We start from the raw sequence: 25,639 nt of genomic DNA on the forward strand, positions 1-25,639 counted from the left end.
CGCGGCTGGATGACGGCCCTTGTCATCGCCCTCGGATCCCCGGCCCTGGCCGGGGATCTTGCGTTCGTGACATCGCAGAACGGCAATGCGCTGTCGGTCGTCGATCTGGACGATGGCCGCATCATCGCCCGGGCCGACATCCCCGACGCCCCCGCCCCCGTGGCCTATGACCCCGCACAGGGGCGGGCCTATGTCATCGCCGCCGAAACCGGCCGCCTGCATGTGCTGGACGAGGCGGCTCGGCCTTTGGCGCAGGCCGATCTGGGCGCCGGGGCCTTCGGGCTGGCGGTGGCGGGCGACGGGGTGGTGGTCACCGACTGGTACGGCGCCCGCGTCACACGGCTGGACGCGGACCTGCAGCCGGTCTGGAGCGCCGAGACAGGCGCCGCGCCCGCGGGCGTCGCGGTCAGCGCGGATGGCGCGCTGGTCGCCACGGCGGACCGGGATGCGGATTCGGTCAGCATCTTCGACGCCGCCAGCGGTGCGCGCCTGCATCAGGTCGCCACGGCGGGCGCGCATCCCTTCGGCGTGACCTTCCATGACGGGCGCCTGTTCACCGCCGACGTGCAGGGCGACAGCGTCTCGGTGATCGACCCGGGGACCGGGCGGCTGACGGGCCGTGTCGCCACCGGCAGCCATCCCTATGCGCTGGCCTTTGCCGCCGGGCGGGGCTTTGTGACCAACCAGTACGACGGCACGGTCACCGTCTTCGACGCCGCCACGCTGGACGTGCTGGACGAGGTGACGGTCGGCGATTACCCCGAGGGAATCGCGGCCCTGCCCGATGGCAGCGGGGTAGCGGTGGCCAACTGGGATTCGAACACGCTGGTCGTGCTGGACGCGACCACGCTGCAGATCACCGGCACGGTCGAGATGCCAGCAGGCCCCCGCGCCTTCGGCAGCTTCACGGGACGACCGGTTCGGCCATGACCAGCGGTCGGCCCGCCTCGGTCCAGGCATCCGTGCCACCGGGGAACCAGATCACCGGATCGAAACCCCATGCGACGGCCCGCCGGGCGGCGTTCCAGCTCATCCAGCACTCGGTGCGGCAGAACAGGACCAGCGGGCGGTCGGCATCCCCGCCTTGGGCGCGAGTCAGGCCGTCGCGCAGCCGCGCCTCCTCGGCCGGAGCCAGCGCCTGATAGCCAGTGTCGAACAGCCAGACGGCCCCGGGGATCGTCTGATGGGGCGGCTCGTTCCAGATCGTCCCTTCGGGCAGCCCCTCGGGGCGGGCCTTGCGCGGCATCACGTCGACGAAGGCCGCCTGCCCCGCATCATGCAGCGCCAGCGCCTCGTCAATGCCGATCACCTCGGCCCCTGTCAGGGTCGCGGGGACCGGCGCGCGATAGGGCTCTCCGCGATAGTCGGACGGCTCGGGGACCGTCTCGGCCCCCGCCGGCCCCGCCAGAAGCAGGGCCAGCGCCACGGCACGGATCACGGCAGCAGCTCCCGGCCGTAATCGTCGACCAAGGGCACGCCGGCCTCGGCCAGGATCGCGTTGATGTCGTCCTGGTTGCGGCGGATCAGGCTGTTCAGCTCGCGCTTCCATTCCTGCTCCTCCATCCGGACGCCCATGGTGATGCGGAAGAACAGACGCGGCGCGGCCTCTTCGTGCAGCAGCGGCACGAATTGCAGGTCGGGATCGTCCTTGACCTGCGGCCCCGCCAGGGGCCCCCACAGCACCGCCGCCCCCAGATCGCCGGTGCGCACGGCGGCCAGCATGTCGCCCATCGGATCCTCGACCCGGCGGTCGACGAACAGATCGGCCCCGCGCATATTGGGCGCCAGCCCCGCGCGGGCCAGATGGGTGGCGGGCGGCGTGCCCGCGACGACGCCGATGTCCTGGTCCTTCAGCGCCGGATCGGTCAGCCGGTCCACCTGCGCCAGCGGGCCGTCCTTGCGCGTCACGATCCCGTAGACCGAGGTGTAGTAGTGGTTGGTGTTCTGGACCAGCTCGTCGCCTTGGGCATAGCCGATCACCACGTCGCAGGTGCCCATCCGCAGGGTGCGCTGGATGAAGCCCATCCCCGAGGGAAACCAGTCATAGGTGACCGGCAGGCCCAGCTGCTGGCCGAACAGATCGGCCAGCCGGTTCTCGAACCCCGTCCCGTCCCGCGTGGACATCGGCGCATTGGCCGGATCCGCGCAGACCCGGAACTGGGTCGTCGACCGAAGATCGGCCACCTGCGCCGCGGCCGGCATCGCCATACCGACCGCCAGGGCCATCGCTGTCAGGATGCGCGGGCGCATCATCAGCTGGACATGCAGGAATCTTCCTGCGCGGTATAGTCGTCGGACTTGTCGGCGCGTTCGGCGGGTCGACCGCGCCCGATCGTCTCGGTGCCATGCGCCAGCAGGTAGACGTAGATGTCGTCGATATAGCACCAGACGTTCTTGTTGGTGCCGAAGGCCGGCATCACCGAATTCGAGCCCTGCTTGCCCGAGGCCACGACCTGCATGAAGTCGTAGTAATCCATCCGCAGCACCGAGTTCTTCAGCGCGGGCGCATAGGTCGAGCCCTCACCATCGGGACCGTGGCAGACATGGCATTCGGCGTGATAGCGGCGAAAGCCGTTGAAGGTGGCGAAATCGACCACGCCCTCCTCGACCTTGAAGGTCGGGATGCCTTCGGCGTTGCGCCAGCGGCCGTCCATCTCCTCGACCGGGGTCATGTCCTGGCCGTTGGGCAGAACGGCACCTTCGGCCATCTCGGTCTCCGTGCCCGCGTCCTCGGTCGCGGCGTCGTCGGTGGTTGCGGTCTCCTCCGCCGGGGTCTCGGTCGTGCCGGACACGGCGGCGGCCGCTCCGGCGCCTGCCTGTGCATCGGCGGCCGGTTCGGTCTGTGCCAGGGCCATACCCGCCAGGGATGCGCCAAGGACCAGCGCCGTCAGGCTGGTGATCGCTTTCATGTCGGATATCCTCCCATTTTCCGTCTGCTCTCCTCAAAACGGAACCGCCCCAGCTTATCGCCGGGGCGGCGCCTTGACAGATCACGCCTGCGTATGCGGAACGAAAGTATGAGACGTTCCGTCGGACCCGGGCTTAGTCGGGAAGTTCGAACACGGTCAGCTGACCACCCAGTTCGGTGTAGTCGCTCAGCGCCGCATAGCCGCCCACGGCACCCAGACCGTCATTGGGGTTCGTCAGGCCCGCTGCCAGACCGATCCCGGCCCAACCGCCGACCCCGGACAGAACGGCGATGTACTGTTTGCCGTCATGCTCGTAGGTCATAGTGTTGCCGATGATGCCCGAGGGCGTCTTGAAGCTGTACAGCTCCTCGCCGGTCTCGGCGTCGACGGCCTTCAGGAAGCCCTCCAGCGTGCCGTAGAAGACCACGTCGCCCGCGGTCGCCAAGGCACCGGACCAGACCGAGAACTGCTCGGGCAGGGACCACTTGATCTCGCCCGCGACGGCGTCCCAGGCAATGAAGTTGCCCATGCCGCCATGGCTGTCGGGGGCGGGATACATCGACAGGGTCGCGCCCACATAGGGCTGCCCCGCCGTGTAGGCGACGCGGAAGGGCTCATAGTCCATGCAGACGTGGTTGGTCGGCACGTAGAACAGGCCGGTCTTGGGCGAGTAGGACGCGGGCTGCTGGTCCTTGGTGCCAAGCGCCGCCGGGCAGACGCCGGTGGTGTTGGTATCCTCGCCGTTCTGCGCGGTCGAGAATTCCGACACGACCATCGGGCGGCCATAGGTCTCGGATTCCGGATCCATGTCGACTTCGGTCGCCCAGTTCACGGCCGGGTCGAACTTTTCGGCCACCAGCAGCTCGCCCGTCTCGCGGTCCATCGTGTAGGCAAAGCCGTTGCGGTCGAAGTTGACCAGCAGCTTGCGCATCTCGCCGTCGATTTCCTTGTCGACGAGGATGTTCTCGTTCACGCCATCATAGTCCCATTCGTCATGGGGCGTCTTCTGGTAGAACCACTTGGCCTCGCCGGTGTCGGCGTCGCGGGCCATGATCGTCATGGACCAGCGGTTGTCGCCGGGACGCTGGCTGGGGTTCCAGGTCGAGGGGTTGCCGGTGCCGTAGTAGACCAGGTTCAGGTCCGGGTCATAGCTGAACCAGCCCCAGGTCGAGCCGCCGCCGATCTTCCACTGGTCGCCTTCCCAGCTGTTCAGCGAGCTGTCGGCACCGATGGGTTCGCCCAGGTGCATCGTGGTCTCGGCATTGACCAGCATCTCTTCGTCGGGACCAGTGGAGTAGGCTTTCCACGCCTCGGTGCCGTCGGCCAGGTTGTAGGCCGTGATGCGGCCGCGGACGCCGTATTCGCCGCCCGAGACGCCGACCAGGACCTTGTCGCCCACGGGCATCACGGTCGCGGTGTTCGTCTCGCCGATGGCCGGATCGCCGGTCTGGACCGACCACTTGACCTCGCCGGTCATCGCATCCAGCGCGACCAGCGTCGTGTCAGCCTGGTGGCTGATGATCATGCCGTCGGCATAGGCCACGCCGCGATAGACGGTGTCGCAGCACATGACCGCGATGACCTCGGGGTCCTGCTGGGGGGTGTGACGCCACAGGATCCGGCCGTTGTCGGACAGATCCAGCGCGAAGATGTTGTTGGGGAAGGGCGTGTGGACATACATGATGTTGCCCACGACCAGCGGCCCGCCCTCATGCCCGCGCAGGACGCCGGTCGAGAAGGTCCAGGCCACCCGCAGATCGCCCACGTTCTCGCGCGTGATCTGGTCAAGTTCGGAATAGCGCTGGTTGGCATAGTCGCCGGTCTGGATCGCCCATTGCTCGGGCTTGGCGGTTTCGGTCAGGACGCTTTCATTCGCATATGCAGACGCGCCAGTCAGAATCAGCGCGACAGCCGCGCTGTTCAAGAGATGTTTCATCGAGTGCTCCTCCGCTCGCTGGATGCAGTGCCACGGAGTTCCTCCATCCGCGACTATCCATAAGACGAGTGTTGGTCGCGCACCCCCTTGCGTCAATCGACGCCCCTGCCACTTGCCCCTAAAGTCTTATGATCAAACGGCAGGAGATCCGGGAATTTTCGGCAATCGCCTCAGATCAGCCGTTCCGCATGCCAGAATACGTGATCGGCCATGAAGCTCTGCACGAAGAAGTAGCTGTGGTCGTAACCCGGCTGCATGCGGAACTGGCCCGGCTGGCGGCGGGCCACCATCGCATGGGCCAACGATTCGGGGCGCAGCAGGTCCAGGAACTGGTCGTTCGCGCCCTGGTCGATCAGCACCTCGCCGGGATAGCCCTTCTCGGCCATCAGGATCGAGGCGTCATGCGCGCGCCAGGTGTCGCGATCCTCGCCCAGATAGGCGGTCAGCTGCTTGCGGCCCCAGTCCGATTCCGTCGGATTGGCGATGGGCGAGAAGGCCGAGACGGACTTGTAGCGGTCGGGATGGGTCATCGCGATGGTCAGCGCGCCATGCCCGCCCATCGAATGCCCGGTGATCCCCATGGCGTCCGCATCGACGGCGAAGTTCTCGGCCACCAGATCGGGCAGCTCGGCGGTGATGTAGTCCCACATCTGGAAATGCGGCTTCCACGGATCCTGCGTGGCGTTGACATAGAAGCCCGCGCCCTGCCCCAGATCATAGGCCTCGTCATTTGCCACGCCCTCGCCGCGCGGCGAGGTGTCGGGAAAGACGACGGCGATGCCCGCCTCGTCGCACCATTGCTGGGCGGCGGCCTTGGTCATCGCGTTGTCATGGGTGCAGGTCAGGCCCGACAGGTACCACAGGACGGGCACGCGCCCGTGCAGCGCCATCTCGGGCAGGTAGACCGCAAAGGTCATGTCGGTGCCGGTCGCCTGCGAGGCATGGCGATAGACACCTTGGGTGCCGCCGAAGCTGCGGGTTTCGGACAGGGTTTCAAGGCTCATCGGAGTCTCCCTTCAGGGTCTGGAACATGACCAGCGCATCGACCGGCCCATGTCGCGGATGAAGAAACGCCCCCGGAAGGCGGCCCACAACCCCGAACCCGACCGTCTGCCACAAATGGACGGCATCCAGGTTGGTCGAGACGACGAAATTGAACTGCATCGCGCGGAACCCCTGTCCCTCGGCCCAGGTCAGGGCATGGGTCGCCAAGGCACGGGCGAGGCCGCGTCCCCGCGCCTCGGGATGGGTGGCGAAGGAGGCATTGGCCACATGCGCCCCGCCCCCGGAGCGGTTGGCACCGACATGGCTGGTGCCCAGGATGCGCCCGTCCAGCTCGGCCACGAAGGCCATGAAGGTCGGCGCGAACCAGTCGGCCAGCGCGTCGTCGCGCGCGATGTCGCGGGGAATGCAGTAGGTTTCCCCCGCGCGATAGACGGGTCGGAGGATGTCCCAGATGGCGTCGTGGTCGGCAGGGCTGGCGGGGCGGATGACGGCCCCGCCAGTCCCGGTCATTTCAGGTCGTCCACGGTGCGGATCACCTGGCCCAGCAGGCCGTAATCCAGCGCCTCCTGCGTGTTCAGCCAGAAGTCGCGCTGCGTGTCCTTCTCGATCCGCTCGATCGTCTGACCGGTCGCGTCGGCGAAGACCTGGTTCAGGCGGTCGCGCATCAGGCGGACCTGTTCGGCCTGGATCATCATGTCCGACGAGGTGCCGCCGATCCCGCCCGAGGGCTGGTGGATCAGGAAACGCGTGTTGGGCAGGCAGTAGCGGTTTTCCTTCTTCGCCGCGACGAAGATCAGGGCGCCCGCGCTGGCCACCCAGCCCGAACCGATGGTGCGCACGGTGGGGCGGATGAACTTGATCACGTCATGGATCATGTCGCCCGATTCCACATGCCCGCCGGGGGACGAGATCAGCATGTTGATCGGCCCGTCGCCATCCTCGGCCAAGGCCAGCAGATGCGCCACGGTGCGCTGCGCCAGCTTGTCGTTGATGCCGCCCGCGACGATCACGGTGCGCGACTTGAAGTACAGCTTGCCGATCTTGTCGCCTTCGGGAAGGCCCAGGCCCTCGTCCTTGTCGCCCTGATGACGGCGATCGTCCTCGGGCTCGTCGTCATCATCATCGTCCAGCCATTGATGGCGCATGGGCCTGCTCCTCGTTGTTCTCATGGCGACGGCGGGGCCGGGGCCCCGCCGTACAGATACCTAAGCAGCCATGAAGGATCAGTAAAGGACGACCGAGCGAATGGATTCGCCGTGATGCATCAGGTCGAAGCCCTTGTTGATGTCCTCCAGCGGCATGGTGTGGGTGATCATCGGGTCGATCTCGATTTTGCCGTCCATGTACCAGTCGACGATCTTGGGGACGTCGGTCCGCCCGCGCGCGCCCCCGAAGGCCGTGCCCTTCCAGACGCGGCCGGTGACCAGCTGGAACGGGCGGGTGCTGATCTCGGCGCCCGCGGCCGCCACGCCGATGATGACCGACTGGCCCCAGCCCCGGTGGGTGCATTCCAGCGCGTCGCGCATGACCTTGGTGCTGCCGGTCGCGTCGAAGCTGTAATCGGCGCCGCCGATCTGGTCGAAGGGCGTCTTGGTCATCTCGACGATGTGCTGCACGATGCCGCCGTCGATCTCCTTGGGATTGACGAAATGCGTCATGCCGAAGCGCTCGGCCATCTCCTTGCGGTCGTTGTTCAGGTCGACGCCGATGATCATGTCGGCGCCCGCCAGGCGCAGGCCCTGCACGACGTTCAGGCCGATCCCGCCCAGACCGAACACCACGGCCTTGGCGCCGATCTCGACCTTGGCGGTGTTGATGACCGCGCCGATGCCGGTGGTCACGCCACAGCCGATGTAGCAGATCTTGTCGAAGGGCGCGTCGTCGCGGACCTTGGCCACCGCGATCTCGGGCAGCACGGTGTAGTTCGAGAAGGTCGAGCAGCCCATGTAGTGATAGATCGGCGTGCCATCCAGCATCGAGAATCGGCTGGTCCCGTCGGGCATCAGGCCCTGCCCCTGAGTTGCGCGGATCCGGGTGCACAGGTTCGTCTTGCCCGACAGACAGGACGCGCATTCGCGGCATTCCGGCGTGTAGAGCGGGATCACGTGGTCGCCCACCTTGACCGAGGTCACGCCGGGGCCGACCTCGACCACGACGCCCGCGCCCTCGTGGCCCAGGATTGCGGGGAAGATGCCTTCGGGATCTGCGCCCGAGCGGGTGAATTCGTCGGTGTGGCAGATGCCGGTCGCCTTGATCTCGACCATGACCTCTCCGGCCTTGGGGCCTTCCAGGTTGACGTCCATCACTTCCAGCGGTTTGCCGGCCTCGAGGGCCACGGCGGCACGGGTTCTCATCTTTGTCTCCTCTCGCTCCCTTGGGGGCTTTTCAGGGCGAAGGGGCCGACGGCGCGGCCCCTTGGCATGATTCTTGCATCATCTTGTCCGACGACGCGACCCGTCAGGCGGGCAGCGCGCCGGACTTCTTGGCGACATGGGTCGCGATCGCGTCCATCAAGGGTGGGGACAGCGCATCATAGGGCTCCAGCCCCAGCTCGCGCAGACGCGACCGGATCGCGTCCATCCGCGACGGCTCGACGCCCGATTCAATGACCGAGCTGACGAAGGCCGCGAATTCGGGCGGCGACCAGCCGGGCTCGGGCGACAGTTCGGTATGGACGAAGTCGAGACCGTAGAACGGATGGTCCTTGTTCTCGATCCGGCCATACATGTGGACGCCGCAGTCGCGGCAGCGGTGACGCTGGATCGGGGCGTCGGCATTGACGACCTCCAGCTTGTCGCCATTCTCCAGGACCTCGACCGCGTCGCGGGCGACCACGGCGACCTGGCTGAAGTCGGCCCCTTCGGGCTTCCAGCACTTGGTGCAGCCGCAGACATGGTTGTGGGCGGTCTGGGCGCCGATCCGGACCTTGACCGGATTGCTGGCGCAATGGCAGGTCAGGACACCCCCCGAAAAGCCGGGACTGCCCTGCTGGATTCCTTGATCTATGGCCGGGTGGATATGCACCCCCTGAGTGCTCGTCATCATCCCCTCCTCTGGCTGACCGGGCGTGACCAAAGGTCGCGCTGTTGGGAACATTCGGCAAGTCAGCGGAAGGTGGTAGCGGCCCCGCACGATCGCCGGGCCGCCGGATGCCGCGTTCAGCTGGCGGGCATCGAGGAAACGCCCACCTTTGCAGGGCGCAGCAGGCGGTCGTGCAGCATGAAGCCGTTGTCCATCACCTGGATCACGTTGCCCGCGACGGTGCCGGGCACGGGGGCCTCGAACATGGCCTCGTGGTGGGTGGGATCGAATCGCTCGCCCGGCTCGGGGCGGATGATGGTGATCCCGTGCTTGGTGAAGACGTTGGACAGCTCGCGCAGGGTCAGCTGGACCCCTTCGATCAGCGCCGAGGCGGCGGCGCGCTGTTCCTCGGTGGCCGAATCCAGCGCGCGGGTCAGCGCGTCATGGACCGGCAGCAGGTCGCGGGCCAGGCGCGATCCGCCATACTGCTCGGCGTCGCGGCGGTCCTTGTCGGCCCGCTTGCGCGAGTTTTCCGCATCGGCCAGCGCGCGCATCCACTTGTCGCGCAATTCGTCGCGTTCCGCGGTCAGGCGCGCGATCTCGTCATCCTGCTCGGCCAGCGGGTCGTCGAGAAATTCGTCCATCGGCTGTTCGTTCTGCTCGGTCATGGTCACTTCATCCTTTCCGGCCGGACAGCACACGTCCGACCAGCTGCGCGGTGTAATCGACAATCGGCACGATCCGGCCGTAATTCAGCCGGGTCGGCCCGATGACACCCACCGCGCCGACAATTTTCCGGTCGGCATTCATATAGGGTGAAACCACCAGAGCGGAACCCGAAAGTGAAAAAAGCTTGTTCTCGGAGCCGATGAAGATGCGCACCCCCTCGCCCCGCTCGGTCAGTTCCAGGAATTCCACGATGTCGCGCTTGCGCTCCAGGTCGTCGAACAGCACCCGGATGCGGTCCAGATCGGCGGCCTCGCTGTCCAGAAGGTTCGCCCGGCCCCGCACGATCAGCCGCGGATCCGCGGCCTCGGCCCCCCACAGCGCGATGCCCGATTCGACCAGCTCGGCCGCCAGCACGTCCAGCTCGCGCCGCCGCGTGCTGATCTGGTGGGCCAGCCCGCCGCGCAGCTCGGCCAGGGTCTTGCCCTCGGCCATGGCGTTGAGGAAATTCCCGGCCTCGCGCATGGAGGACGGCGTCTGGCCCGGCGGCGGGGTGAAGATGCGGTTTTCCACATGCCCGTCGGCAAAGACCAGCACGACCAGCGCGCGGTCCAGCCCCAGGCTGACGAACTCGATATGCCGGATCGGCGCCTCGTGCTTGGGCATCAGCACCAGCGAGGCGCCGCGCGTGATCGAGGACAGGGCCGTGCTGACCCGGTCCAGCAGAACGCCGGTCTCGGGGTCGTCATTGCCAAGCGTCTGGTCGATGGCGGCGCGGTCGGTGGGGGCGACGGCGTCGATCTCCATCATCCCGTCGACGAACAGCCGCAGGCCCATCTGCGAGGGCAGCCGCCCCGCCGAGGCGTGGGGACTGTCCAGAAGGCCCATCAGCTCTAGATCCTGCATGACGTTGCGGATCGTGGCGGCGCTGATCTTTTCGGACAGGGCGCGGGTCAGGGTGCGCGATCCCACCGGCTCTCCGGTGTCCAGATAGGATTCGACGACCCGGCGAAAGACCTCGCGGGACCGGTCGTTCAGCTCGTTCAGCAGCGATTCCTGACCCATGGCCCCTGTCTTGTGACCCCTGACGGGGTTGCGTGATGGTGCCCCCGGGCGGTATGGGGCACCCTATCTTCACGAAAAGGAACAGTCATGCGCCCGTCAGGCCGGAATCTAGCCCAAATGCGTCCGATTTCAATTGAAACCGGGGTGATGCGGCACGCGGAAGGCTCGTGCCTGATCAAATGCGGCGAAACGCATGTCCTGTGCACCGCCACCATCGAGGACAACCCGCCCCGCTTCCTGAAGGGCACGGGGCTTGGCTGGGTCACCGCCGAATACGGGATGCTGCCACGCGCGACGAACACGCGCAACCGCCGCGAGGCCGCGCAGGGCAAGCAATCGGGCCGCACGCAGGAAATCCAGCGTCTGATCGGCCGCAGCCTGCGCGCCGGCATCGACCGCAGCGCGCTTGGCGAGCGGCAGATCAGCATCGACTGCGACGTGATCCAGGCCGATGGCGGGACGCGCTGCGCCTCGATCACCGGGGGCTGGGTGGCGCTGCGGCTGGCGGTGAACAAGCTGCTGAAGGCGGGCGCGATCTCCAGCGACCCGATCCTGGACCATGTGGCCGCCGTCAGCTGCGGCATCTATGCGGGCCAGCCGCTGCTGGATCTGGACTATGCCGAGGACAGCGAGGCTGGGACCGACGGGAACTTCGTGCTGACCGGCGCCGGGCGGCTGATCGAGGTGCAGATGTCGGCCGAGGGCGCGACCTTCTCGCGCGACGAGATGGGCCGCCTGCTGGATCTTGCCGAGGCGGGCATGGCCGATCTGGTCACCGCCCAGAAGGCCGCCATCGGATGAGGCCCTTCGCCGAAAAGCGCCTGCTGGTCGCCACGCACAATGTGGGCAAGCTGGCCGAGATGCGCGCCCTGCTGGCGCCCTATGGCGTCGAGGTGGTGGGCGCGGCCGAGATGGGCCTGGCCGAGCCCGCCGAGACCGAGGACAGCTTTGTCGGCAATGCCCGCATCAAGGCGCGCGCCGCCGTGGCGGCGACCGGCCTGCCCGCGCTGGCCGATGACAGTGGCATCAGCGTCGACGGGCTTGGCGGCGCGCCCGGCGTCTATACCGCGGATTGGGCCGAGACCGGCGCGGGCCGCGATTTTCCCATGGCGATGGCGCGCACCTGGCGCGAGTTGGAGGCCGCAGGCGCCCCTGCCCCGCGCCACGCGCAGTTCCGCTGCACGCTGGTGCTGATGTGGCCGGACGGCCATGACGAGGTCTTCGAGGGCGTGCTGCCCGGTCAGGTCGTCTGGCCCCCGCGCGGGGCCGAGGGGCACGGCTATGACCCCATCTTCCAGCCTGACGGGCACGACATCACCCTGGGCCAGATGCCGGCCGAGCTGAAGAACAGCCTCAGCCACCGCGCCCGCGCCGTGGCCCGGATGATCGGAGCCGCATTTGCGTAAGCTGACCACCGGGTCGCCCTTCGAGGCCAAACTGGCCTATAGCCGCGCCGTGGTGCGGGGCGACTGGTGCTTTGTGTCGGGCGTGACCGGCTATGATTACGCCGACATGACCATGCCCGGGGATGTGGCCGATCAGGCGCGGAACTGCTTTCGGACGATCTTCGCCGTGCTGGCCGAGGCCGGGTTCGCGCCGCACGATATCATGCGCGTGCAATACACGATCACCGATGCGGATCTGGTCGAGGCGCTGGCCCCGGCCCTGTCCGAGGCGCTGGACCCTATCCGGCCCGCCGCGACGATGGTCGTGGCCGGGCTGATCCGCCCCGAGATGAAGGTCGAGATCGAAGTGACGGCGTTTCGCGGATGACCGGCGCGTCGCAGGACTGGCGGGCCGGCGGCTTTGGTTTGTATGTCCACTGGCCCTTCTGCGCCGCCAAATGCCCCTATTGCGATTTCAACAGCCATGTCACCGCCCATGTCGATCAGCGGCGATGGGCGGCTGCCCTGACATCCGAGATTGCGCGGCTGGCGGCCGAGACGCCGGACCGGCCTTTGGGCAGCATCTTCCTTGGCGGCGGCACGCCCTCGCTGATGGAGCCCGAGACCGTCGATGCGGTGATCCGCGCGGCGCAGGCCGGGTGGGGGTTTCGCAACGACATCGAGATCTCGCTGGAGGCCAACCCGACCAGCGTCGAGAAGGGCCGCTTCCGCGGCTTTGCGGAGGCGGGGGTGAACCGGCTGTCCATGGGCATCCAGGCGATGAACGACTCCGATCTTCGGCGCCTCGGGCGGCTGCATTCGGTGGCCGAGGCGCGGGCGGCCTTTGACGTGGCGCGCGAGGTCTTCGGGCGGGTCAGCTTCGATCTGATCTATGCGCGACAGGGGCAGGACCGCGCCGCCTGGCGGGCCGAGTTGCGTACGGCGCTGGACATGGCGGTGGACCATCTGTCGCTGTACCAGCTGACCATCGAGCCGGGCACGGCCTTCGGCAGCCGCGCCGCCGCCGGCACGCTGCGCGACCTGCCCGATGACGACCTGTCGGCGGACATGTATTTCGACACGCAGGAGATCTGCGAGGCGGCCGGGATGGGCTGCTACGAGATCTCGAACCACGCCCGGGCGGGCTCTGAAAGCCGCCACAACCTGGTCTATTGGCGCCAAGGGGACTGGGCGGCGGTCGGTCCGGGGGCGCATGGGCGGCTGACCCTGCCGCAAGGGCGGATGGCCACCGAGGCGCACCGGATGCCTGGCGCCTGGCTGGCCGCGGTCGAGGCGGAGGGAACGGGCGAGAGCCTGCGCGAGTTCATCCCCCATCATGAACAGGCAACGGAGTACCTGCTGATGGCCCTGCGCCTGACCGAAGGACTGGACGAGGCGCGCTATGCCGCGCTGGCCGGCCATGGGTTCGACGAAGCGGCGGTCGGCTCTCTGATCGAGCTGGGCATGATCCGCCGCCACGCGGGTCGCCTGCACGCAACTGCCGAGGGGCGCCCCGTCCTGAACGCAATCCTGCGCGAACTGGCGGCCTGACACATGCGACGGAGTCTGTGGCTGATCGTCGGCTGGCTGTTTCTGGGCCTTGGAATCGTGGGCGTCGCCCTGCCCGTCATGCCGACCGTACCGTTCCTTCTGGTGGCGGCTTGGGCCTTTGCACGGTCCTCGCCCGTCTTGCATCGCAGGATCCTGGAACATCCGACTTATGGGCCGCCGGTTCAGGCCTGGCAGGAACGGGGCGCCGTGGGCCGGATCGCGAAGATCTGGGCGATCACCGCGATGACGGGCGGCGTCGCGCTGTCGTGGTTCGTGGGCATGCCATCGTGGGTGGTGGGGGTGCAGGGCGCGGTCTGTGCAACCGTCGCCCTTTATCTGGTCACCCGGCCTGAAGCATAGCACATTTGGTATCTGTAGGCGTTAAACGATCCATATGTGGTCAAGAGTGCCCGCCAAGAAGCTGGCACAGCTTGTCGAGTTGATCCAGTTCGCGATAGGTGATGGTCAACTGACCGCTCTCGGTCCCACTGTGCGTGATCTGGACCTTCATCTTCAGGTGCGCGGACAGGTCGGCTTCAAGGGCACGGGTATCGGCATCCTTGTCCGAGGCGCGGGCAGACGTCTTGCGCGAGGCCTTGGCGTCCGACTGGCCAAGATTTCTGACCATCTCCTCGGTCTCGCGTACCGACAGGCTCTTTTCGACGATCTTTTGGGCCAATTGCGGGGCGTTCTGCGCCGTGATCAGGGCACGGGCATGACCGGCACTCAGCTTTCCGGTCTTGACCATGTCCTGCACGGCATCCGGCAGCGACAGGAGGCGCAGGAGGTTAGCAATATGGCTGCGGCTCTTGTTAAGGGCTTCGGCCAGACGCTCTTGCGTGTGACCGAAACGGTCCATTAATTGGCGGAACGATGCGGCCTCCTCGATCGCGTTCAGGTCGGCGCGCTGGATGTTCTCGATGATGGCGACCTCAAGGACCTCGGTATCCGACATCTCGCGGATGATGACGGGGATGTCGTGCAACTGCGCCATCTGCGCCGCCCGCCAGCGACGTTCGCCCGCCACGATCTGGTAAAGGCCCTTGTCTTGGGGATGGGGCCGCACGATGAGCGGCTGCAGGACGCCCCGCTGCTTCAGCGAGGCGGCCAGTTCCTGCAGCGCCTCGGGGTCGAAGCTACGCCGGGGCTGATCGGGATTCGCAGTGATCTGCTCGATCGGAACCAGGGTCCGATCGCGGGGGGTGCCGCAGCGGCCGCCGGGCCGCCATCCAGGTCCATATCCGCCATGAGGGCCGACAGGCCCCGCCCGAGGCCGCGTTTGGCAAGCTTGTTGTCCGACATCAGGCAATCTCCGGCTGAAGGTTCAGGCGCGCGGTGAACTCGGCCGCGAACTGGCGATAGGCGACACTGCCCTTGGAGCCCGGATCGTAGACCAGGACGGGCTGCGCATGCGACGGCGCCTCAGATACCCTGACATTGCGGGGAATGACGGTCGGGTAGACGAGATCTCCCAGGGTTTCGCGCGCATCGGCCTCCACCTGCTGGGACAGGTTGTTCCGATAGTCCGACATCGTGAGCAGGATCCCGTTGATGCGAAGGCGCGGATTGGCCCCCTGCCGGACCTGCTTGACGGTGGCTAGCAACTGGGACAGCCCCTCCAAGGCGTAGAACTCGGCCTGCAACGGAACAAGAACGCTGGACGCCGCGACCATGGCATTCACGGTCAGAAGGCCCAAGGCCGGGGGGCAATCAATGAGGATGATGGTCCCCGGAGGTGCCGCCTTGAGTTGGCGTTCCAGAAGGCGTGTCCGATCCAGCACTTGTGACAGCTGGACATCGGCAGAGGCCAGATCGGGAGTCGACGGAACGAGGCGCAGATTGTGAACATCGGTGGCGATCGCAGCCGTCTCCAGGTCCACCTCGCCGGTCAGAAGTTCATAGATCGTATGTTCGCGCTGCTCGGTCGTGATCCCCAGGCCGGTGGATGCATTCCCTTGAGGGTCCAGATCCACAAGAATCGTTGAATGCCCGGCTTGCGCCAAGGCTGCGCCCAGATTGACCGCCGTGGTCGTCTTGCCGACACCGCCCTTCTGGTTGGCAATGGCCACAATATGCTGTTCAGGCATGAGAAACTCCGGTCACTTTCAGAATTGCCGCTTCCGGTTCAGTACTACTCGGAACGGCATCCAGATCAAATCGCCAATCGTGCCTGGCATGGGCAGATTCGTCTCGCCAGGTTCGGCCCTTCATCAGATAGGCGGTCCCCGTCGGTTTCATGTGCAGATGAACCATCTCTAGAAGCTGCGGCAAGGGCGCCAGAGCGCGGGCGGAGACATGATCCGCGTTCTGGGGCGCGATGGACATGATGCGTTCTGAAATCACTGCCGCGTTCGTCAAGGAGAGTTCACGGATGACAGTACGAAGGAAGGCGGATTTCCGCTGATCGCTTTCGGTGAGAACGACCGACATCTGTCGATCGGCGCCCATGATCGCGACGACAAGCCCCGGCAGCCCGCCACCGCTTCCCAAGTCGAGCCATAGCCCAGCCTGCGGATCTGCCAAGGAAAACAATTGCAAGCTGTCGTCGAGGTGGCGGGATCTGAAGTCCGGCAGTGTAGATGCCGCCACCAGGTTGATCTTGGGGTTCCACTTCTGAACAAGCGCGTGATAGGCCGACAGACGATCCATTGTTTCACGTGAAACACTGGTCATGCGAGCTTCCGCTGACCGATCCTTGTCGCGGCAATGAGCAAGGTCAGTGCTGCGGGAGTTATCCCTTCGATCTTGGCCGCTTCTGCGAGGGTCGCCGGGCGCTTCTCGTCCAGCTTCCGCGAAAGCTCGCCAGACAATCCACCGAGCGAGTGATAGTCGATATCCAAGGGCAATATGAGGCTCTCCTGCTGCCGCAGAGCAGCAGCATCGCGATCTTGCCGGTCAGTGTATTGGCTGTACAACGCATCATTCCTCAACTGTATCAGCGTTTCAGACGGCAACAGTGTCAGTTCAGGGATCTTGTCGCGCAGTTCGGCATTATCAAATTCTTGCAGACCGAGAAGGGAGAACAACGACCTTGCCTTGCCGTCCTGCCGCACTTGGAGTCCCGTCCGGTTGAGTTCCGAGGGCGTCATGTGTGTTGCTTCCGCCAATGCCCGGGCTTCCAGATACAACGCTTGCCGTTCGCCATAGGCTTTGCGCCTTTCTTCGCCGACACAGCCGAGCGCAATTCCGACGGGCGTCAGCCGCTGATCGGCATTGTCCGCGCGGAGCGTCAACCGGAACTCCGCGCGGGAGGTGAACATCCGATAAGGTTCCGAGACACCATGGGTAACAAGGTCGTCGATCATGACCCCGATATAGCTGTTCGTCCGGCTGAAAAATGTAGGTGCCTTACCGCCAGCGACCAATGCGGCATTGATGCCGGCGACCAGCCCTTGCGCCGCTGCCTCTTCATAACCCGTCGTGCCGTTGATCTGCCCGGCCAGAAACAGACCGGGCACAGTTCTGACGTTCAACGCAGCATCAAGGCACCTCGGATCCACATAATCGTATTCGACTGCGTAACCCGGCTGCAGGATTTGCGCTCGCTCCAGTCCTTTGATGGACTTAACGTATTGTTGCTGAACTTCCGCCGGCAAGGACGTGGAAATACCATTCGGATAGACGGTGTCGTCCTCAAGCCCCTCGGGCTCAAGGAATATCTGGTGGGAGGTCTTGTCGGAAAACCTGACCACCTTGTCTTCGATGGAAGGACAATATCGCGGACCTTTTCCTGAGATATGTCCCCCATAAATCGCTGATCTCGAAAGGTTATCGCGAATGATCTGGTGCGTGACGCTGTTTGTGTGCGTGATTCCGCAAGACAACTGGCGGGCCTCGGGATGGGTGCTCAGATACGAGAACATTGATGGAATGTCGTCACCGGCCTGCATTTCCAATACCGACCAATCGATGGATTTGCCATCCAATCGGGGGGGAGTACCAGTCTTCAATCTGCCAAACGGCAGCTGATAGCGACGAAGAGCGCCTGCCAGACCCGTTGATGCCTCGCCACCCCATCGCCCCGCGGACCGTGCAACATCACCGATGTGGATCGTCGCGTTGAGGAAGGTGCCGGTCGTCAGGATGGTGGTCGTGCAAACTATCTCTTGCCCGTCTTCAAGTCTGATCCCTCGGACTGAGCCGCCATCGTCGACGAGATCGACTACCTTGCAAAAAAGAATTTCGATGCCCCGATAGTTGCGAAGCATGTCCCAGGAGGCTTGCCGATACAACTGCCTGTCCATCTGCGCCCTGGGGCCTCGAACGGCTGGTCCCTTCCGCTGGTTCAACAGTCGGAACTGTATCCCTGCCCGATCGGCCAACCGCGACATGACGCCATCCAAGGCATCGATTTCCCTGACCAGATGTCCTTTCCCCAGACCTCCAATGGCAGGATTGCAGGACAATGCGCCGATGTCAGATTGCTGCATTGTCACAAGGACCACCGAGGCACCCATCCGCGCTGCAGCGGCGGCCGCCTCCACTCCTGCATGACCTGCCCCAATAACAGCGACATCGTAATGTTTCACGTGGAACATCTCCTACTTGCCGATACAGAAGGACGAAAAGATTGCATCCAGATAATCGTCAGCACCGATCTGGCCGACCAAACGGTCGAGGCAGGATGCAGCACCGCGCAGTGATTCGGCAACCAGTTCGGCAGGAAGCCTTTCCAACCCGTCCAGGGCGGTGATTGCCCCGACGAGTTCCGCCCGCTGCCGATCATGGCTGACGATCCCCGCTCCCGCGATACGACCGGAAACCTCGCGTTGAATGTCTGCCAGCATGTTGTCGATACCAGCGCCGGTCAGGGACGAGACGGACAAGCCGGCGGACGGAAGACCGTCATCCGCATGGCTTCGAACCGTCAGATCCCCGGGCATCCACAAATCCGTCACAGCCTGCGCATCCCGGGACAGGTGGATCCGAAGATCCGCATCCCGGGCACGACCACGGGCACGTTCAACCCCCGCAGACTCGACCGCATCGCATGCCTCGCGCAGACCTGCCGTATCCAGAAAGGTGACGGCCAGACCCTTCAGGTCGAAGCGCAGTTCGATCACGTCGCGTGTCGTCCCCGCCACCTCCGAAACGATCGCCATCTCCCTCCGTGCCAGACGGTTCAGCAGGCTCGACTTTCCGGCATTCGGTGGTCCGATGATCGCGACTTCGAACCCCTCCCGGATCCGCTCTGCGGCCTGGAACCCGTCGATCTCCTTCTGAATCCTGACCCGCAACTCCGCGACCGCTTCGAACACCCGATCGGGGACCTCATCCGGAACATCCTCGTCCGCAAAATCCACGCTGACCTCGACCAGCGCCCCCGCTTCGATCAACAGGGCCCGCCACTCTTCCGCCCGTCTGGCCAACTCTCCGGAGACCCCCCGCAGGGCAAGCTTGCGCTGCGCCTCGGTCTCGGCGGCCAGCAGATCCCCCAGGCCTTCGATCTCGGCCAGATCCATCCGTCCGTTCAGGAACGCACGCCGCGTGAACTCTCCGGCCTCCGCCGGGCGCGCGCCCATCTCGATCAAGGCACGCGCGACGCGCCGGGCGATCACGGGGGCGCCGTGCAGGTGCAGTTCGGCCACCTCCTCGCCCGTGAAGCTGGACCCCTGCGCGAACCAGAGGGCCAGTACCTGATCGATCAGGTCACCATCCTGCGCCAGATCGCGGAAATAGGCATGCCTCGGCAGTTCCAGCGGTCCCACCAGACGTTCGGCAGCCTCCCGCGCGCCATCTCCACTCAGGCGGATGACGGAAACGCCCCCCCGCCCGGGCGGGGTGGCTTCTGCGAAAATCAGGTCCATCGCTGCCCCGTCTAGGCGTTCATCGAGTCGAAGAACTCGGAATTGCTCTTGGTCTGCTTCAGTTTCGAAATCAGGAACTCGACCGCATCGGTCGTCCCCATCGGATTGAGGATCCGCCGCAGCAGATAGGTCTTCTGCAGGTCCTTGCTGTCGACCAGCAGTTCCTCTTTCCGGGTGCCCGATTTCAGGATGTCCATGGCCGGGAAGACGCGCTTGTCGGCGACCTTGCGATCCAGAACGATCTCGCTGTTGCCGGTGCCCTTGAACTCTTCGAAGATCACCTCATCCATCCGCGAGCCCGTATCGATCAGCGCGGTTGCGATGATGGTCAGGCTGCCGCCCTCTTCGATGTTGCGCGCGGCGCCGAAAAAGCGCTTGGGGCGCTGCAAGGCATTCGCATCGACACCACCAGTCAACACCTTGCCCGAGCTTGGCACAACAGTGTTGAAGGCTCTACCAAGTCTTGTGATCGAATCCAAAAGGATCACAACATCTCGTTTATGCTCGACCAGGCGCTTGGCTTTCTCGATCACCATCTCCGACACGGCGACGTGGCGGCTGGCCGGCTCGTCGAAGGTCGAGGACACGACCTCGCCACGCACACTGCGCTGCATGTCGGTGACTTCCTCGGGCCGCTCGTCGATCAGCAGCACGATCAGATAGCATTCCGGGTGATTTCGCTCGATGGAATGCGCGATGTTCTGCAGCAGGACCGTCTTGCCGGTCCGCGGCGGGGCAACGATCAGCGACCGCTGGCCCTTGCCGATCGGCGCAACTAGGTCGATGATCCGCGCGCTGCGGTCCTTCAGGGTCGGATCCTCGATCTCCATCGTCAGACGCTCGTCAGGGTACAGCGGCGTCAGGTTGTCAAAGGCGACCTTGTGGCGCGCCTTCTCAGGATCCTCGAAGTTGATCTTCTCGACCTTGGTCAGCGCGAAATAGCGCTCGTTCTCGCCGGGCGCACGGATGACACCCTCGACCGAATCGCCGGTGCGCAGCGAATGCTGGCGGATCATGTCGGGGCTGACATAGATGTCGTCCGGTCCGGGCAGATAGTTCGCCTCGGTCGAGCGCAGAAATCCGAACCCGTCCTGGACGACCTCCAGCACGCCCTCGCCACCGATCTCCCAGCCTTCCTCGGCATGTTCCTTGAGGATCGAGAACATCATCTCGCCCTTGCGCATGGTCGAGGCGTTCTCGATCTCCCATTCCTCGGCCATCGACAGAAGGTCGGCGGGGCTTTTGGCTTTCAGATCAAGCAGGTTCAGGCGTTCTTCGGTCATTTGGGCAAATACTTTCAGCCGCGCGACGGATCGGACGGGGAAGACAGGGTGTTCCGGGAATCCCGTACCGGACGGCCGGGGTTGCGGCGCACATAAGCCGCCACCCCCGGCGAGTCAATCTTTTCGATCAGAACTTGACGATGACCGCCGTCACGATCGCGATCATCAGCAGGGTCGGCACCTCGTTCATCATCCGGTAGCGGCGGCCCGTCTGCGCCGCGCCGCCCTCCAGCGCGCGGCGTTCGCGGGCGCACCAGACGTGAAAAACCGTCATGCCGATCACCCCGGCGGCCTTGACCCAAGGCCAGATCATCGACCAGTCCACGATCCCGGGGGTCAGGACCAGGCTCAGCCCGCTGATCCAGGTCGCGATCATCGCCGGGCGCATGATCACCCGCAGCAGCTTGTCCTCCATGATCACGAAGCTGGCCGTCGGCTCGGGGCCGTTGGGCCCCCGTTCCGCGTGATAGACGAACAATCTGGGCAGATAGAACAGCCCGGCCATCCACGAAATGACGGCCATGACGTGGAATGCCTTTGCATAGGGATAGATCAGGGCCAGCCAGTCGAACATCACGCCACCTCTCTTCCCTCCCACTTAAATAAAAAGAAAAGAGAAAGGAATGTTGTTGTAGTAGGGGCTGTGGACAGAAGGATCTGGACTCTGCCCACCGTGATTTCCTCAGAATCAGCGCTTGTGGACAATGTCGTGGGCAAAGCGGCACGCAGCTTGATAATCGTTTGTAAACAAAGCGATCGAATGTGGATAAGGTTGAGGATAATGACCGCGCCTGCAATCTGTCCACAGATCGGCCTGTGGCGCCGTCCCGGTTGTCCACCTGTGGAGAGGCCCTGCCCGTTCCGGATCCGTTCCAGGGCGAAATCAGCATACGCGAGGGCTTGACGCATCTTGTCTTCAGGCCCCGCACCGATTCCCCCCGCCTTTCGTCCACAGCCCGTCCGCACCCGTCCGGTGACATCGGCCGCCGACGGGGCGAACAAGGTCTTTCGCCGGGCCCGTCCTGCCCCTAGTCTGCAGGTTCAATCCGGTCAGCGATGAACGAACCCATGCAAGACGCCGTGCCCGCCAGCCAGATCAGCCATGCGCCCCTCGTGGGGGTCATCGGCATGCCGATCGCGCATTCGCGCTCGCCCCGCCTGCATGCGCATTGGCTGGCCCGCTATGGCCTGCCCGGGCATTACATGCCGCTTCCCGTGATGCCCGAGCATCTGGCCGAGGTTCTGCGCATCCTGCCCCGTGCGGGCTTCGTCGGCGCGAATGTCACCATCCCCCACAAGGAGGCCGTGCTGACCCTGGCCGATACGGTCACCGACCGGGCCGCGCTGATCGGGGCCGCGAATACGCTGATCTTCCGCCCCGACGGCAAGATCCATGCCGACAACACCGACGGCTACGGCTTCATCGCCAACCTGCGCCAGCACGCGCCGGACTGGCAGCCCGACCGGGGTCCGGCGGCGCTGATCGGGGCCGGGGGGGCGGCGCGGGCCGTGGTGGCCTCGCTTCTGGACAGCGGTGTCAGGGAGCTGCGCATCGCCAACCGCACGCGGCTGCGGGCCGAACAGATCAAGGCCGAGTTCGGCGCCCGGCTGGTCGTCTATGACTGGGCGCAGGTCGGCCACATGCTGGAGGGCGCGACCACGGTCGTCAATGCGACCTCCCTGGGGATGGAGGGCAAGCAGCCCCTGCGCGTGCCGCTGGACGCGCTGCTGCCCGGCGCCTTGGTGACGGATCTGGTCTACACGCCCCTGATGACCCCCTTCCTGGTCGAGGCGCAGGCACGGGGCTGCCACGTGGTCGACGGCCTCGGCATGCTGCTGCACCAGGCCGCCCCGGGCTTCGAACGCTGGTTCGGCCAGCGCCCCGAGGTCGATGACGAGGCGCGGCGGATCGCCTTGGGATGACCTACCGGCTTGGGCTGACCGGCAGCATCGGCATGGGCAAATCCACGACCGCGGCCATGTTCCGCGACTTGGGCCATCCGGTCTGGGACGCCGACGCGGTCGTCCATGACCTCTACGCCCCCGGCGGCGCGGCGGTGGGGCCGGTCGGGGCGGCCTTTCCGGAGGCGCTGCGCGACGGCGGGATCGACCGCGCGGCGCTCAAGCAGGCGCTGGCCGCCGATCCGGGCGCCCTGGCGCGGCTCGAGGCTCTGGTCCATCCGCTGGTGGCCCGCGACCGGCAGGCCTTCGTCGCGCGCCATGCCGACCGCCCGCTGGTCGTGCTGGACATCCCGCTGCTGTTCGAAAGCGCCGCGCCCCCCGATCTGGACGGCGTCGCGGTGGTCTCCACCGATGCCGACACGCAGGCCGCCCGCGTGCTGTCCCGTCCCGGCATGACGCCCGAGACGCTGCGGATGATCCTTGCGCGCCAGATGCCCGATGTGGAAAAACGCCGTCGGGCCGACTGGATCATTCCGACCGACACGCCCGAGGCGGCCCGTGCCGCCGTCGCCCGCATCGTGAAGGAGGTCACCGCCCATGCGTGAGATCGTGCTGGACACCGAAACCACCGGCTTCGACGCCGAGGGCGCCGACCGCATCGTCGAGATCGGCGCGCTGGAGCTGCTGAACCACCTGCCCACCGGCCGCACCTTCCACGTCTACATCAACCCCGAACGCGCGATGCCGAAAGAGGCGTTCGACGTCCACGGGCTGGGCGACGACTTCCTGCACGACAAGCCGAAATTCGCGGCCGTCGCGCGGGATTTCATCGACTTCATCGGGTCCGAGGCCAAGCTGGTCATCCACAATGCCAGCTTCGACATGAAATTCCTCAATGCCGAACTGAAGCGCGCAGGCCATCCGGTCCTGCCCTGGTCGCGGGCGCTGGACACGGTCGGCATGGCGCGGACCAAGTTCCCCGGCTCTCCGGCCTCGCTGGACGCGCTCTGCCGCCGCTTCGGAATCGACAATTCGGGACGCGAGCTGCACGGCGCGCTTCTGGACAGCGAGTTGCTGGCCGAGGTCTATCTGGAGCTGATCGGTGGCCGCCAGCCCGACTTGGTGCTGGACACGCCCGCCGAAGACGACGCCCCGCGCGATCCCGATGGCCGCATCCAGCCCCGCGCGCCGCGCCCGCGGCCCCTGCCGCCGCGCCTGACCCCGGCCGAGGCCCAGGCCCATGCCGAGTTCGTCGCCGCCTTGGGCGATCAGTCCATCTGGGCGCGTTTTGCCGCACCCTGAGGCTGTTCTTGCACGCAAGCGCCCCCGGCCCCATGCTGGCCGAAAGCGATGCGGGGAATGATGCTGGACTGGTTGCGCGACATAGGCTCGTTCTGGGGTGCCATCTTCGAACGGATGGACAAGACCCACATGACCCTGATCGCGGCGGGCGTGGCCTTCTACGCGATGTTCGCGGTCTTTCCGGGACTGGCCGCGATCATCGCCCTGTGGAGCCTGTGGTTCGATCCCCTCGTGGTGCTGACCTATCTGGACGTGGCGCATGAATTCCTGCCCGGCGGCGCGGCCGAGATCGTCGACGACCAGGTGGCCACGCTGACGGATAACGGCCAGACCTCGGTCGGCTGGACTTCGTTCGTGTCCTTCCTGATCGCGACCATCGCGGCACGCGCCGGGGTGGATGCGCTGATCCGGGGGCTGAACGCGGCCTATGGGGTGCGGGCGCATTCCACCATCTTCGGCTTCCTGCTGGCCTATCTGCTGACGCTGGTGATCGTGGGCATTTCGCTGGCGGGGCTGGCGACCATCGTGGTCGTGCCGGTGCTGCTGAACTTCGTGGTCTTCGCGCCTTACCGGACCAGCCTGCTGACGGTCCTGCCTTGGGCCGGGATGTTCCTGCTGGTGATCCTGACCATCGGCGTCCTCTATCGCTATGGCCCCAACGTGAAGACGCCGCGCACCCGGATCTTCACCTGGGGGGCGCTCTTCGCCGCCGTGCTGTGGTCGGCGGGATCGATGGCCTTCTCGGCCTATCTGGGCAGCTTCAACAGTTACAACCGGATCTACGGCTCGATCGGGACGGTCGTGGCGCTGCTGATGTGGTTCTATCTGGCAGGGTTCTCGGTGCTTCTGGGCGCGCTGATCAATGTCGAGCTGGCCCGTCGCCGCCGCCTGAGGGCCGCGCGCGAGGCGCGGCGCGGCTTCGACGAATTGCTGGCCGAGAAGTCGAAATGACAAGGGCGCCCCGAGGGGCGCCCTGTCCGGTCGGCGGGTTGGGGTGCCCTCAGGCCTCCAGCCCCTCGGTCGAGGCGAAGAACATCGCCTGGCTGACGGCCGAGCGGACCTGCTCCTCGCTGTAGGGCTTCGAGATCAGGAAGGCCGGCTCGGGCCGGTCGCCGGTCAGCAGGCGCTCGGGGAAGGCGGTGATGAAGATCACCGGGATGTCGCCCATGCTGCCCAGCAGCTCGTTGACGGCATCCACGCCCGACGATCCGTCGGCCAGCTGGATGTCGGCCAGGATCAGGTCGGGGCGGTGCTTGCCCGCCAGCTCGATCGCGGCGGTATGGGTGCGCGCGACGCCCGTGACCTCGTGGCCCATGGCCTGCACGATGCCCTTGAGGTCCATTGCGATGATCATCTCGTCCTCGATGACCATGACGCGACCGCGCAGCGAACTGCCCATCTCGCTCAGCGCGATCTGGACCAGCTCCTCGGCCTCGGCGGGCTCGACCTGCATGACGCGGGCGATCTGGTCGCTGCGCAGCTCCTCGATCGTGCGCAGCAGCAGGGCTTCGCGCGAATTGGGGGTCAGGCCGCGCAGGTGATCCTGGGCGCGGCGTTCCCGCGCGCTCATGTCCGCCTCTTCGACCGGCTGGCCGGAACTCTGCCAGATCGCGTGGAAGGTCTTGAACAGCGCGATGCGCAGGTCATCCTCGCCGTCCAGCACGCTGCGGTCGGTCAGGATCGCCTCCAGCGTGGCGGCCGCATAATTGTCACCGGCGCTTTGGCTGCCGGTCAGGGCGCGCGCGTAGCGGCGGAGGAACGGAAGCTCGCGCCCGATGGATTGGGCCAGATCGGCAGCAGTCATCAC

General features: G+C 65.7%; 28 protein-coding genes and 1 pseudogene. 10 read left to right on the plus strand and 19 right to left on the minus strand.

The window, feature by feature from the left end:
- The first annotated feature begins 9 nt into the window (after window positions 1-9).
- Window positions 10-930 (plus strand): Vgb family protein, encoded by a 921-nt coding sequence (locus E4191_RS14860; RefSeq protein ID WP_228461371.1) that lies wholly within the window; start codon window positions 10-12, stop codon window positions 928-930.
- Here the strand turns inward: E4191_RS14860 and E4191_RS14865 are convergent.
- The 11 genes from E4191_RS14865 to hrcA form a co-directional block, all read right to left on the minus strand.
- Entirely contained in the window at window positions 905-1,438 is a 534-nt protein-coding gene (locus E4191_RS14865) for a PQQ-dependent catabolism-associated CXXCW motif protein (protein ID WP_228461373.1), read from the minus strand. The genes E4191_RS14860 and E4191_RS14865 overlap by 26 nt on opposite strands.
- Window positions 1,435-2,253, minus strand: coding sequence for a quinoprotein dehydrogenase-associated putative ABC transporter substrate-binding protein (locus E4191_RS14870; RefSeq protein ID WP_135314088.1), 819 nt, complete (start codon window positions 2,251-2,253; stop codon window positions 1,435-1,437). The genes E4191_RS14865 and E4191_RS14870 overlap by 4 nt, the downstream gene beginning before the upstream one ends.
- Entirely contained in the window at window positions 2,253-2,909 is a 657-nt protein-coding gene (locus tag E4191_RS14875; protein ID WP_228461375.1) for a c-type cytochrome, methanol metabolism-related, read from the minus strand. Before E4191_RS14875 ends, E4191_RS14870 begins: the two co-directional genes overlap by 1 nt.
- A gap of 133 nt (window positions 2,910-3,042) precedes the next feature.
- Window positions 3,043-4,845 carry a methanol/ethanol family PQQ-dependent dehydrogenase gene (locus tag E4191_RS14880; RefSeq protein ID WP_135314089.1) on the minus strand — a complete coding sequence of 601 codons (1,803 nt, stop codon included), beginning with the start codon at window positions 4,843-4,845 and terminating at the stop codon, window positions 3,043-3,045.
- A gap of 170 nt (window positions 4,846-5,015) precedes the next feature.
- On the minus strand, window positions 5,016-5,849 hold the full coding sequence (gene fghA / locus E4191_RS14885; protein ID WP_135314090.1) for an S-formylglutathione hydrolase: 834 nt from the start codon (window positions 5,847-5,849) through the stop codon (window positions 5,016-5,018).
- Window positions 5,839-6,360 carry a GNAT family N-acetyltransferase gene (locus tag E4191_RS14890; RefSeq protein ID WP_135314091.1) on the minus strand — a complete coding sequence of 174 codons (522 nt, stop codon included), beginning with the start codon at window positions 6,358-6,360 and terminating at the stop codon, window positions 5,839-5,841. The genes fghA and E4191_RS14890 overlap by 11 nt, the downstream gene beginning before the upstream one ends.
- Window positions 6,357-6,995: an ATP-dependent Clp protease proteolytic subunit gene (locus E4191_RS14895; protein ID WP_135314092.1), complete on the minus strand. Its 639-nt coding sequence runs from the start codon at window positions 6,993-6,995 to the stop codon at window positions 6,357-6,359. Before E4191_RS14895 ends, E4191_RS14890 begins: the two co-directional genes overlap by 4 nt.
- A gap of 78 nt (window positions 6,996-7,073) precedes the next feature.
- Window positions 7,074-8,204: an S-(hydroxymethyl)glutathione dehydrogenase/class III alcohol dehydrogenase gene (locus E4191_RS14900; protein ID WP_135314093.1), complete on the minus strand. Its 1,131-nt coding sequence runs from the start codon at window positions 8,202-8,204 to the stop codon at window positions 7,074-7,076.
- 103 nt (window positions 8,205-8,307) lie between these two features.
- Window positions 8,308-8,892, minus strand: a complete 585-nt coding sequence (gfa, locus tag E4191_RS14905) for an S-(hydroxymethyl)glutathione synthase (protein ID WP_135314514.1) — start codon at window positions 8,890-8,892, stop codon at window positions 8,308-8,310.
- 116 nt (window positions 8,893-9,008) lie between these two features.
- Window positions 9,009-9,515, minus strand: a complete 507-nt coding sequence (locus E4191_RS14910; RefSeq protein WP_407947068.1) for a nucleotide exchange factor GrpE — start codon at window positions 9,513-9,515, stop codon at window positions 9,009-9,011.
- Window positions 9,516-9,546: 31 nt separating this feature from the next.
- The gene (hrcA, locus tag E4191_RS14915; protein ID WP_135314095.1) at window positions 9,547-10,602 is read right to left on the minus strand and encodes a heat-inducible transcriptional repressor HrcA; all 1,056 of its coding nucleotides are present in this window, start codon (window positions 10,600-10,602) and stop codon (window positions 9,547-9,549) included.
- Window positions 10,603-10,689: 87 nt separating this feature from the next.
- On the opposite strand from hrcA, the gene rph reads away from it, so the two are divergent.
- From rph to E4191_RS14940, 5 genes are read left to right on the plus strand one after another with little or no spacing between them, the layout of a single operon-like run.
- On the plus strand, window positions 10,690-11,403 hold the full coding sequence (gene rph, locus E4191_RS14920; RefSeq protein WP_135314096.1) for a ribonuclease PH: 714 nt from the start codon (window positions 10,690-10,692) through the stop codon (window positions 11,401-11,403).
- Window positions 11,400-12,008: a non-canonical purine NTP pyrophosphatase gene (locus E4191_RS14925; protein WP_135314097.1), complete on the plus strand. Its 609-nt coding sequence runs from the start codon at window positions 11,400-11,402 to the stop codon at window positions 12,006-12,008. Before rph ends, E4191_RS14925 begins: the two co-directional genes overlap by 4 nt.
- Entirely contained in the window at window positions 12,001-12,375 is a 375-nt protein-coding gene (locus tag E4191_RS14930) for a RidA family protein (protein ID WP_135314098.1), read from the plus strand. The genes E4191_RS14925 and E4191_RS14930 overlap by 8 nt, the downstream gene beginning before the upstream one ends.
- Window positions 12,372-13,538, plus strand: coding sequence for a radical SAM family heme chaperone HemW (hemW, locus tag E4191_RS14935; protein WP_135314099.1), 1,167 nt, complete (start codon window positions 12,372-12,374; stop codon window positions 13,536-13,538). The genes E4191_RS14930 and hemW overlap by 4 nt, the downstream gene beginning before the upstream one ends.
- A gap of 3 nt (window positions 13,539-13,541) precedes the next feature.
- Window positions 13,542-13,898, plus strand: a complete 357-nt coding sequence (locus E4191_RS14940; RefSeq protein ID WP_135314100.1) for a YbaN family protein — start codon at window positions 13,542-13,544, stop codon at window positions 13,896-13,898.
- Between the two features lie 40 nt (window positions 13,899-13,938).
- On the opposite strand, the pseudogene E4191_RS14945 reads toward E4191_RS14940, so the two are convergent.
- The 7 genes and pseudogenes from E4191_RS14945 to E4191_RS14975 all read right to left on the minus strand — a co-directional run bounded on the left by E4191_RS14945 (window position 13,939) and on the right by E4191_RS14975 (window position 21,202).
- Window positions 13,939-14,840, minus strand: a pseudogene (locus tag E4191_RS14945) (ParB/RepB/Spo0J family partition protein).
- The gene (locus E4191_RS14950; protein ID WP_135314101.1) at window positions 14,840-15,625 is read right to left on the minus strand and encodes a ParA family protein; all 786 of its coding nucleotides are present in this window, start codon (window positions 15,623-15,625) and stop codon (window positions 14,840-14,842) included. Before E4191_RS14950 ends, E4191_RS14945 begins: the two are co-directional and overlap by 1 nt.
- Window positions 15,618-16,211: a 16S rRNA (guanine(527)-N(7))-methyltransferase RsmG gene (rsmG, locus tag E4191_RS14955; protein ID WP_135314102.1), complete on the minus strand. Its 594-nt coding sequence runs from the start codon at window positions 16,209-16,211 to the stop codon at window positions 15,618-15,620. The genes E4191_RS14950 and rsmG overlap by 8 nt, the downstream gene beginning before the upstream one ends.
- Window positions 16,208-18,076, minus strand: coding sequence for a tRNA uridine-5-carboxymethylaminomethyl(34) synthesis enzyme MnmG (mnmG, locus tag E4191_RS14960; protein WP_135314103.1), 1,869 nt, complete (start codon window positions 18,074-18,076; stop codon window positions 16,208-16,210). The genes rsmG and mnmG overlap by 4 nt, the downstream gene beginning before the upstream one ends.
- 3 nt (window positions 18,077-18,079) lie before the next feature.
- A complete protein-coding gene (gene mnmE, locus E4191_RS14965) occupies window positions 18,080-19,345 on the minus strand; it encodes a tRNA uridine-5-carboxymethylaminomethyl(34) synthesis GTPase MnmE (RefSeq protein ID WP_135314104.1) in 1,266 nt (421 codons plus the stop codon).
- An 11-nt stretch (window positions 19,346-19,356) separates the two neighbouring features.
- Window positions 19,357-20,628 carry a transcription termination factor Rho gene (gene rho / locus E4191_RS14970; protein ID WP_135314105.1) on the minus strand — a complete coding sequence of 424 codons (1,272 nt, stop codon included), beginning with the start codon at window positions 20,626-20,628 and terminating at the stop codon, window positions 19,357-19,359.
- 127 nt (window positions 20,629-20,755) lie between these two features.
- On the minus strand, window positions 20,756-21,202 hold the full coding sequence (locus E4191_RS14975) for a CopD family protein (protein ID WP_135314106.1): 447 nt from the start codon (window positions 21,200-21,202) through the stop codon (window positions 20,756-20,758).
- Between the two features lie 494 nt (window positions 21,203-21,696).
- Here E4191_RS14975 and E4191_RS14980 point away from each other — a divergent pair, with 494 nt between their 5' ends.
- From E4191_RS14980 to E4191_RS14995, 4 genes are read left to right on the plus strand one after another with little or no spacing between them, the layout of a single operon-like run.
- Window positions 21,697-22,551 (plus strand): shikimate dehydrogenase, encoded by an 855-nt coding sequence (locus E4191_RS14980; protein WP_135314107.1) that lies wholly within the window; start codon window positions 21,697-21,699, stop codon window positions 22,549-22,551.
- Complete coding sequence (coaE, locus tag E4191_RS14985; protein ID WP_135314108.1) at window positions 22,548-23,135, plus strand: dephospho-CoA kinase; 588 nt, start codon at window positions 22,548-22,550, stop codon at window positions 23,133-23,135. Before E4191_RS14980 ends, coaE begins: the two co-directional genes overlap by 4 nt.
- Window positions 23,128-23,832, plus strand: a complete 705-nt coding sequence (gene dnaQ / locus E4191_RS14990) for a DNA polymerase III subunit epsilon (protein ID WP_135314109.1) — start codon at window positions 23,128-23,130, stop codon at window positions 23,830-23,832. Before coaE ends, dnaQ begins: the two co-directional genes overlap by 8 nt.
- 48 nt (window positions 23,833-23,880) lie before the next feature.
- Complete coding sequence (locus tag E4191_RS14995) at window positions 23,881-24,783, plus strand: YihY/virulence factor BrkB family protein (protein WP_135314110.1); 903 nt, start codon at window positions 23,881-23,883, stop codon at window positions 24,781-24,783.
- A 49-nt stretch (window positions 24,784-24,832) separates the two neighbouring features.
- Here the strand turns inward: E4191_RS14995 and E4191_RS15000 are convergent, their stop codons facing one another.
- Window positions 24,833-25,636: a response regulator gene (locus E4191_RS15000; protein ID WP_135314111.1), complete on the minus strand. Its 804-nt coding sequence runs from the start codon at window positions 25,634-25,636 to the stop codon at window positions 24,833-24,835.
- Window positions 25,637-25,639: the final 3 nt, after the last annotated feature.

The sequence above is a fragment of the Paracoccus liaowanqingii genome (assembly GCF_004683865.2).
Classification (GTDB): Bacteria; Pseudomonadota; Alphaproteobacteria; order Rhodobacterales; family Rhodobacteraceae; genus Paracoccus; species Paracoccus liaowanqingii.

Coding starts and splice junctions, on each gene's coding strand:
- E4191_RS14860 (WP_228461371.1), top strand. CDS start 10: ATGACGGCCCTTGTCATCGCCCTCGGATCCCCGGCCCTGGCCGGGGAT.
- E4191_RS14870 (WP_135314088.1), bottom strand. CDS start 2,253: ATGATGCGCCCGCGCATCCTGACAGCGATGGCCCTGGCGGTCGGTATG.
- E4191_RS14875 (WP_228461375.1), bottom strand. CDS start 2,909: ATGAAAGCGATCACCAGCCTGACGGCGCTGGTCCTTGGCGCATCCCTG.
- E4191_RS14880 (WP_135314089.1), bottom strand. CDS start 4,845: ATGAAACATCTCTTGAACAGCGCGGCTGTCGCGCTGATTCTGACTGGC.
- fghA (WP_135314090.1), bottom strand. CDS start 5,849: ATGAGCCTTGAAACCCTGTCCGAAACCCGCAGCTTCGGCGGCACCCAA.
- E4191_RS14890 (WP_135314091.1), bottom strand. CDS start 6,360: ATGACCGGGACTGGCGGGGCCGTCATCCGCCCCGCCAGCCCTGCCGAC.
- E4191_RS14895 (WP_135314092.1), bottom strand. CDS start 6,995: ATGCGCCATCAATGGCTGGACGATGATGATGACGACGAGCCCGAGGAC.
- E4191_RS14900 (WP_135314093.1), bottom strand. CDS start 8,204: ATGAGAACCCGTGCCGCCGTGGCCCTCGAGGCCGGCAAACCGCTGGAA.
- gfa (WP_135314514.1), bottom strand. CDS start 8,892: ATGACGAGCACTCAGGGGGTGCATATCCACCCGGCCATAGATCAAGGA.
- E4191_RS14910 (WP_407947068.1), bottom strand. CDS start 9,515: ATGGACGAATTTCTCGACGACCCGCTGGCCGAGCAGGATGACGAGATC.
- hrcA (WP_135314095.1), bottom strand. CDS start 10,602: ATGGGTCAGGAATCGCTGCTGAACGAGCTGAACGACCGGTCCCGCGAG.
- rph (WP_135314096.1), top strand. CDS start 10,690: ATGCGCCCGTCAGGCCGGAATCTAGCCCAAATGCGTCCGATTTCAATT.
- E4191_RS14925 (WP_135314097.1), top strand. CDS start 11,400: ATGAGGCCCTTCGCCGAAAAGCGCCTGCTGGTCGCCACGCACAATGTG.
- hemW (WP_135314099.1), top strand. CDS start 12,372: ATGACCGGCGCGTCGCAGGACTGGCGGGCCGGCGGCTTTGGTTTGTAT.
- E4191_RS14940 (WP_135314100.1), top strand. CDS start 13,542: ATGCGACGGAGTCTGTGGCTGATCGTCGGCTGGCTGTTTCTGGGCCTT.
- E4191_RS14950 (WP_135314101.1), bottom strand. CDS start 15,625: ATGCCTGAACAGCATATTGTGGCCATTGCCAACCAGAAGGGCGGTGTC.
- rsmG (WP_135314102.1), bottom strand. CDS start 16,211: ATGACCAGTGTTTCACGTGAAACAATGGATCGTCTGTCGGCCTATCAC.
- mnmG (WP_135314103.1), bottom strand. CDS start 18,076: ATGTTCCACGTGAAACATTACGATGTCGCTGTTATTGGGGCAGGTCAT.
- mnmE (WP_135314104.1), bottom strand. CDS start 19,345: ATGGACCTGATTTTCGCAGAAGCCACCCCGCCCGGGCGGGGGGGCGTT.
- rho (WP_135314105.1), bottom strand. CDS start 20,628: ATGACCGAAGAACGCCTGAACCTGCTTGATCTGAAAGCCAAAAGCCCC.
- E4191_RS14975 (WP_135314106.1), bottom strand. CDS start 21,202: ATGTTCGACTGGCTGGCCCTGATCTATCCCTATGCAAAGGCATTCCAC.
- E4191_RS14980 (WP_135314107.1), top strand. CDS start 21,697: ATGCAAGACGCCGTGCCCGCCAGCCAGATCAGCCATGCGCCCCTCGTG.
- coaE (WP_135314108.1), top strand. CDS start 22,548: ATGACCTACCGGCTTGGGCTGACCGGCAGCATCGGCATGGGCAAATCC.
- dnaQ (WP_135314109.1), top strand. CDS start 23,128: ATGCGTGAGATCGTGCTGGACACCGAAACCACCGGCTTCGACGCCGAG.
- E4191_RS14995 (WP_135314110.1), top strand. CDS start 23,881: ATGCGGGGAATGATGCTGGACTGGTTGCGCGACATAGGCTCGTTCTGG.
- E4191_RS15000 (WP_135314111.1), bottom strand. CDS start 25,636: ATGACTGCTGCCGATCTGGCCCAATCCATCGGGCGCGAGCTTCCGTTC.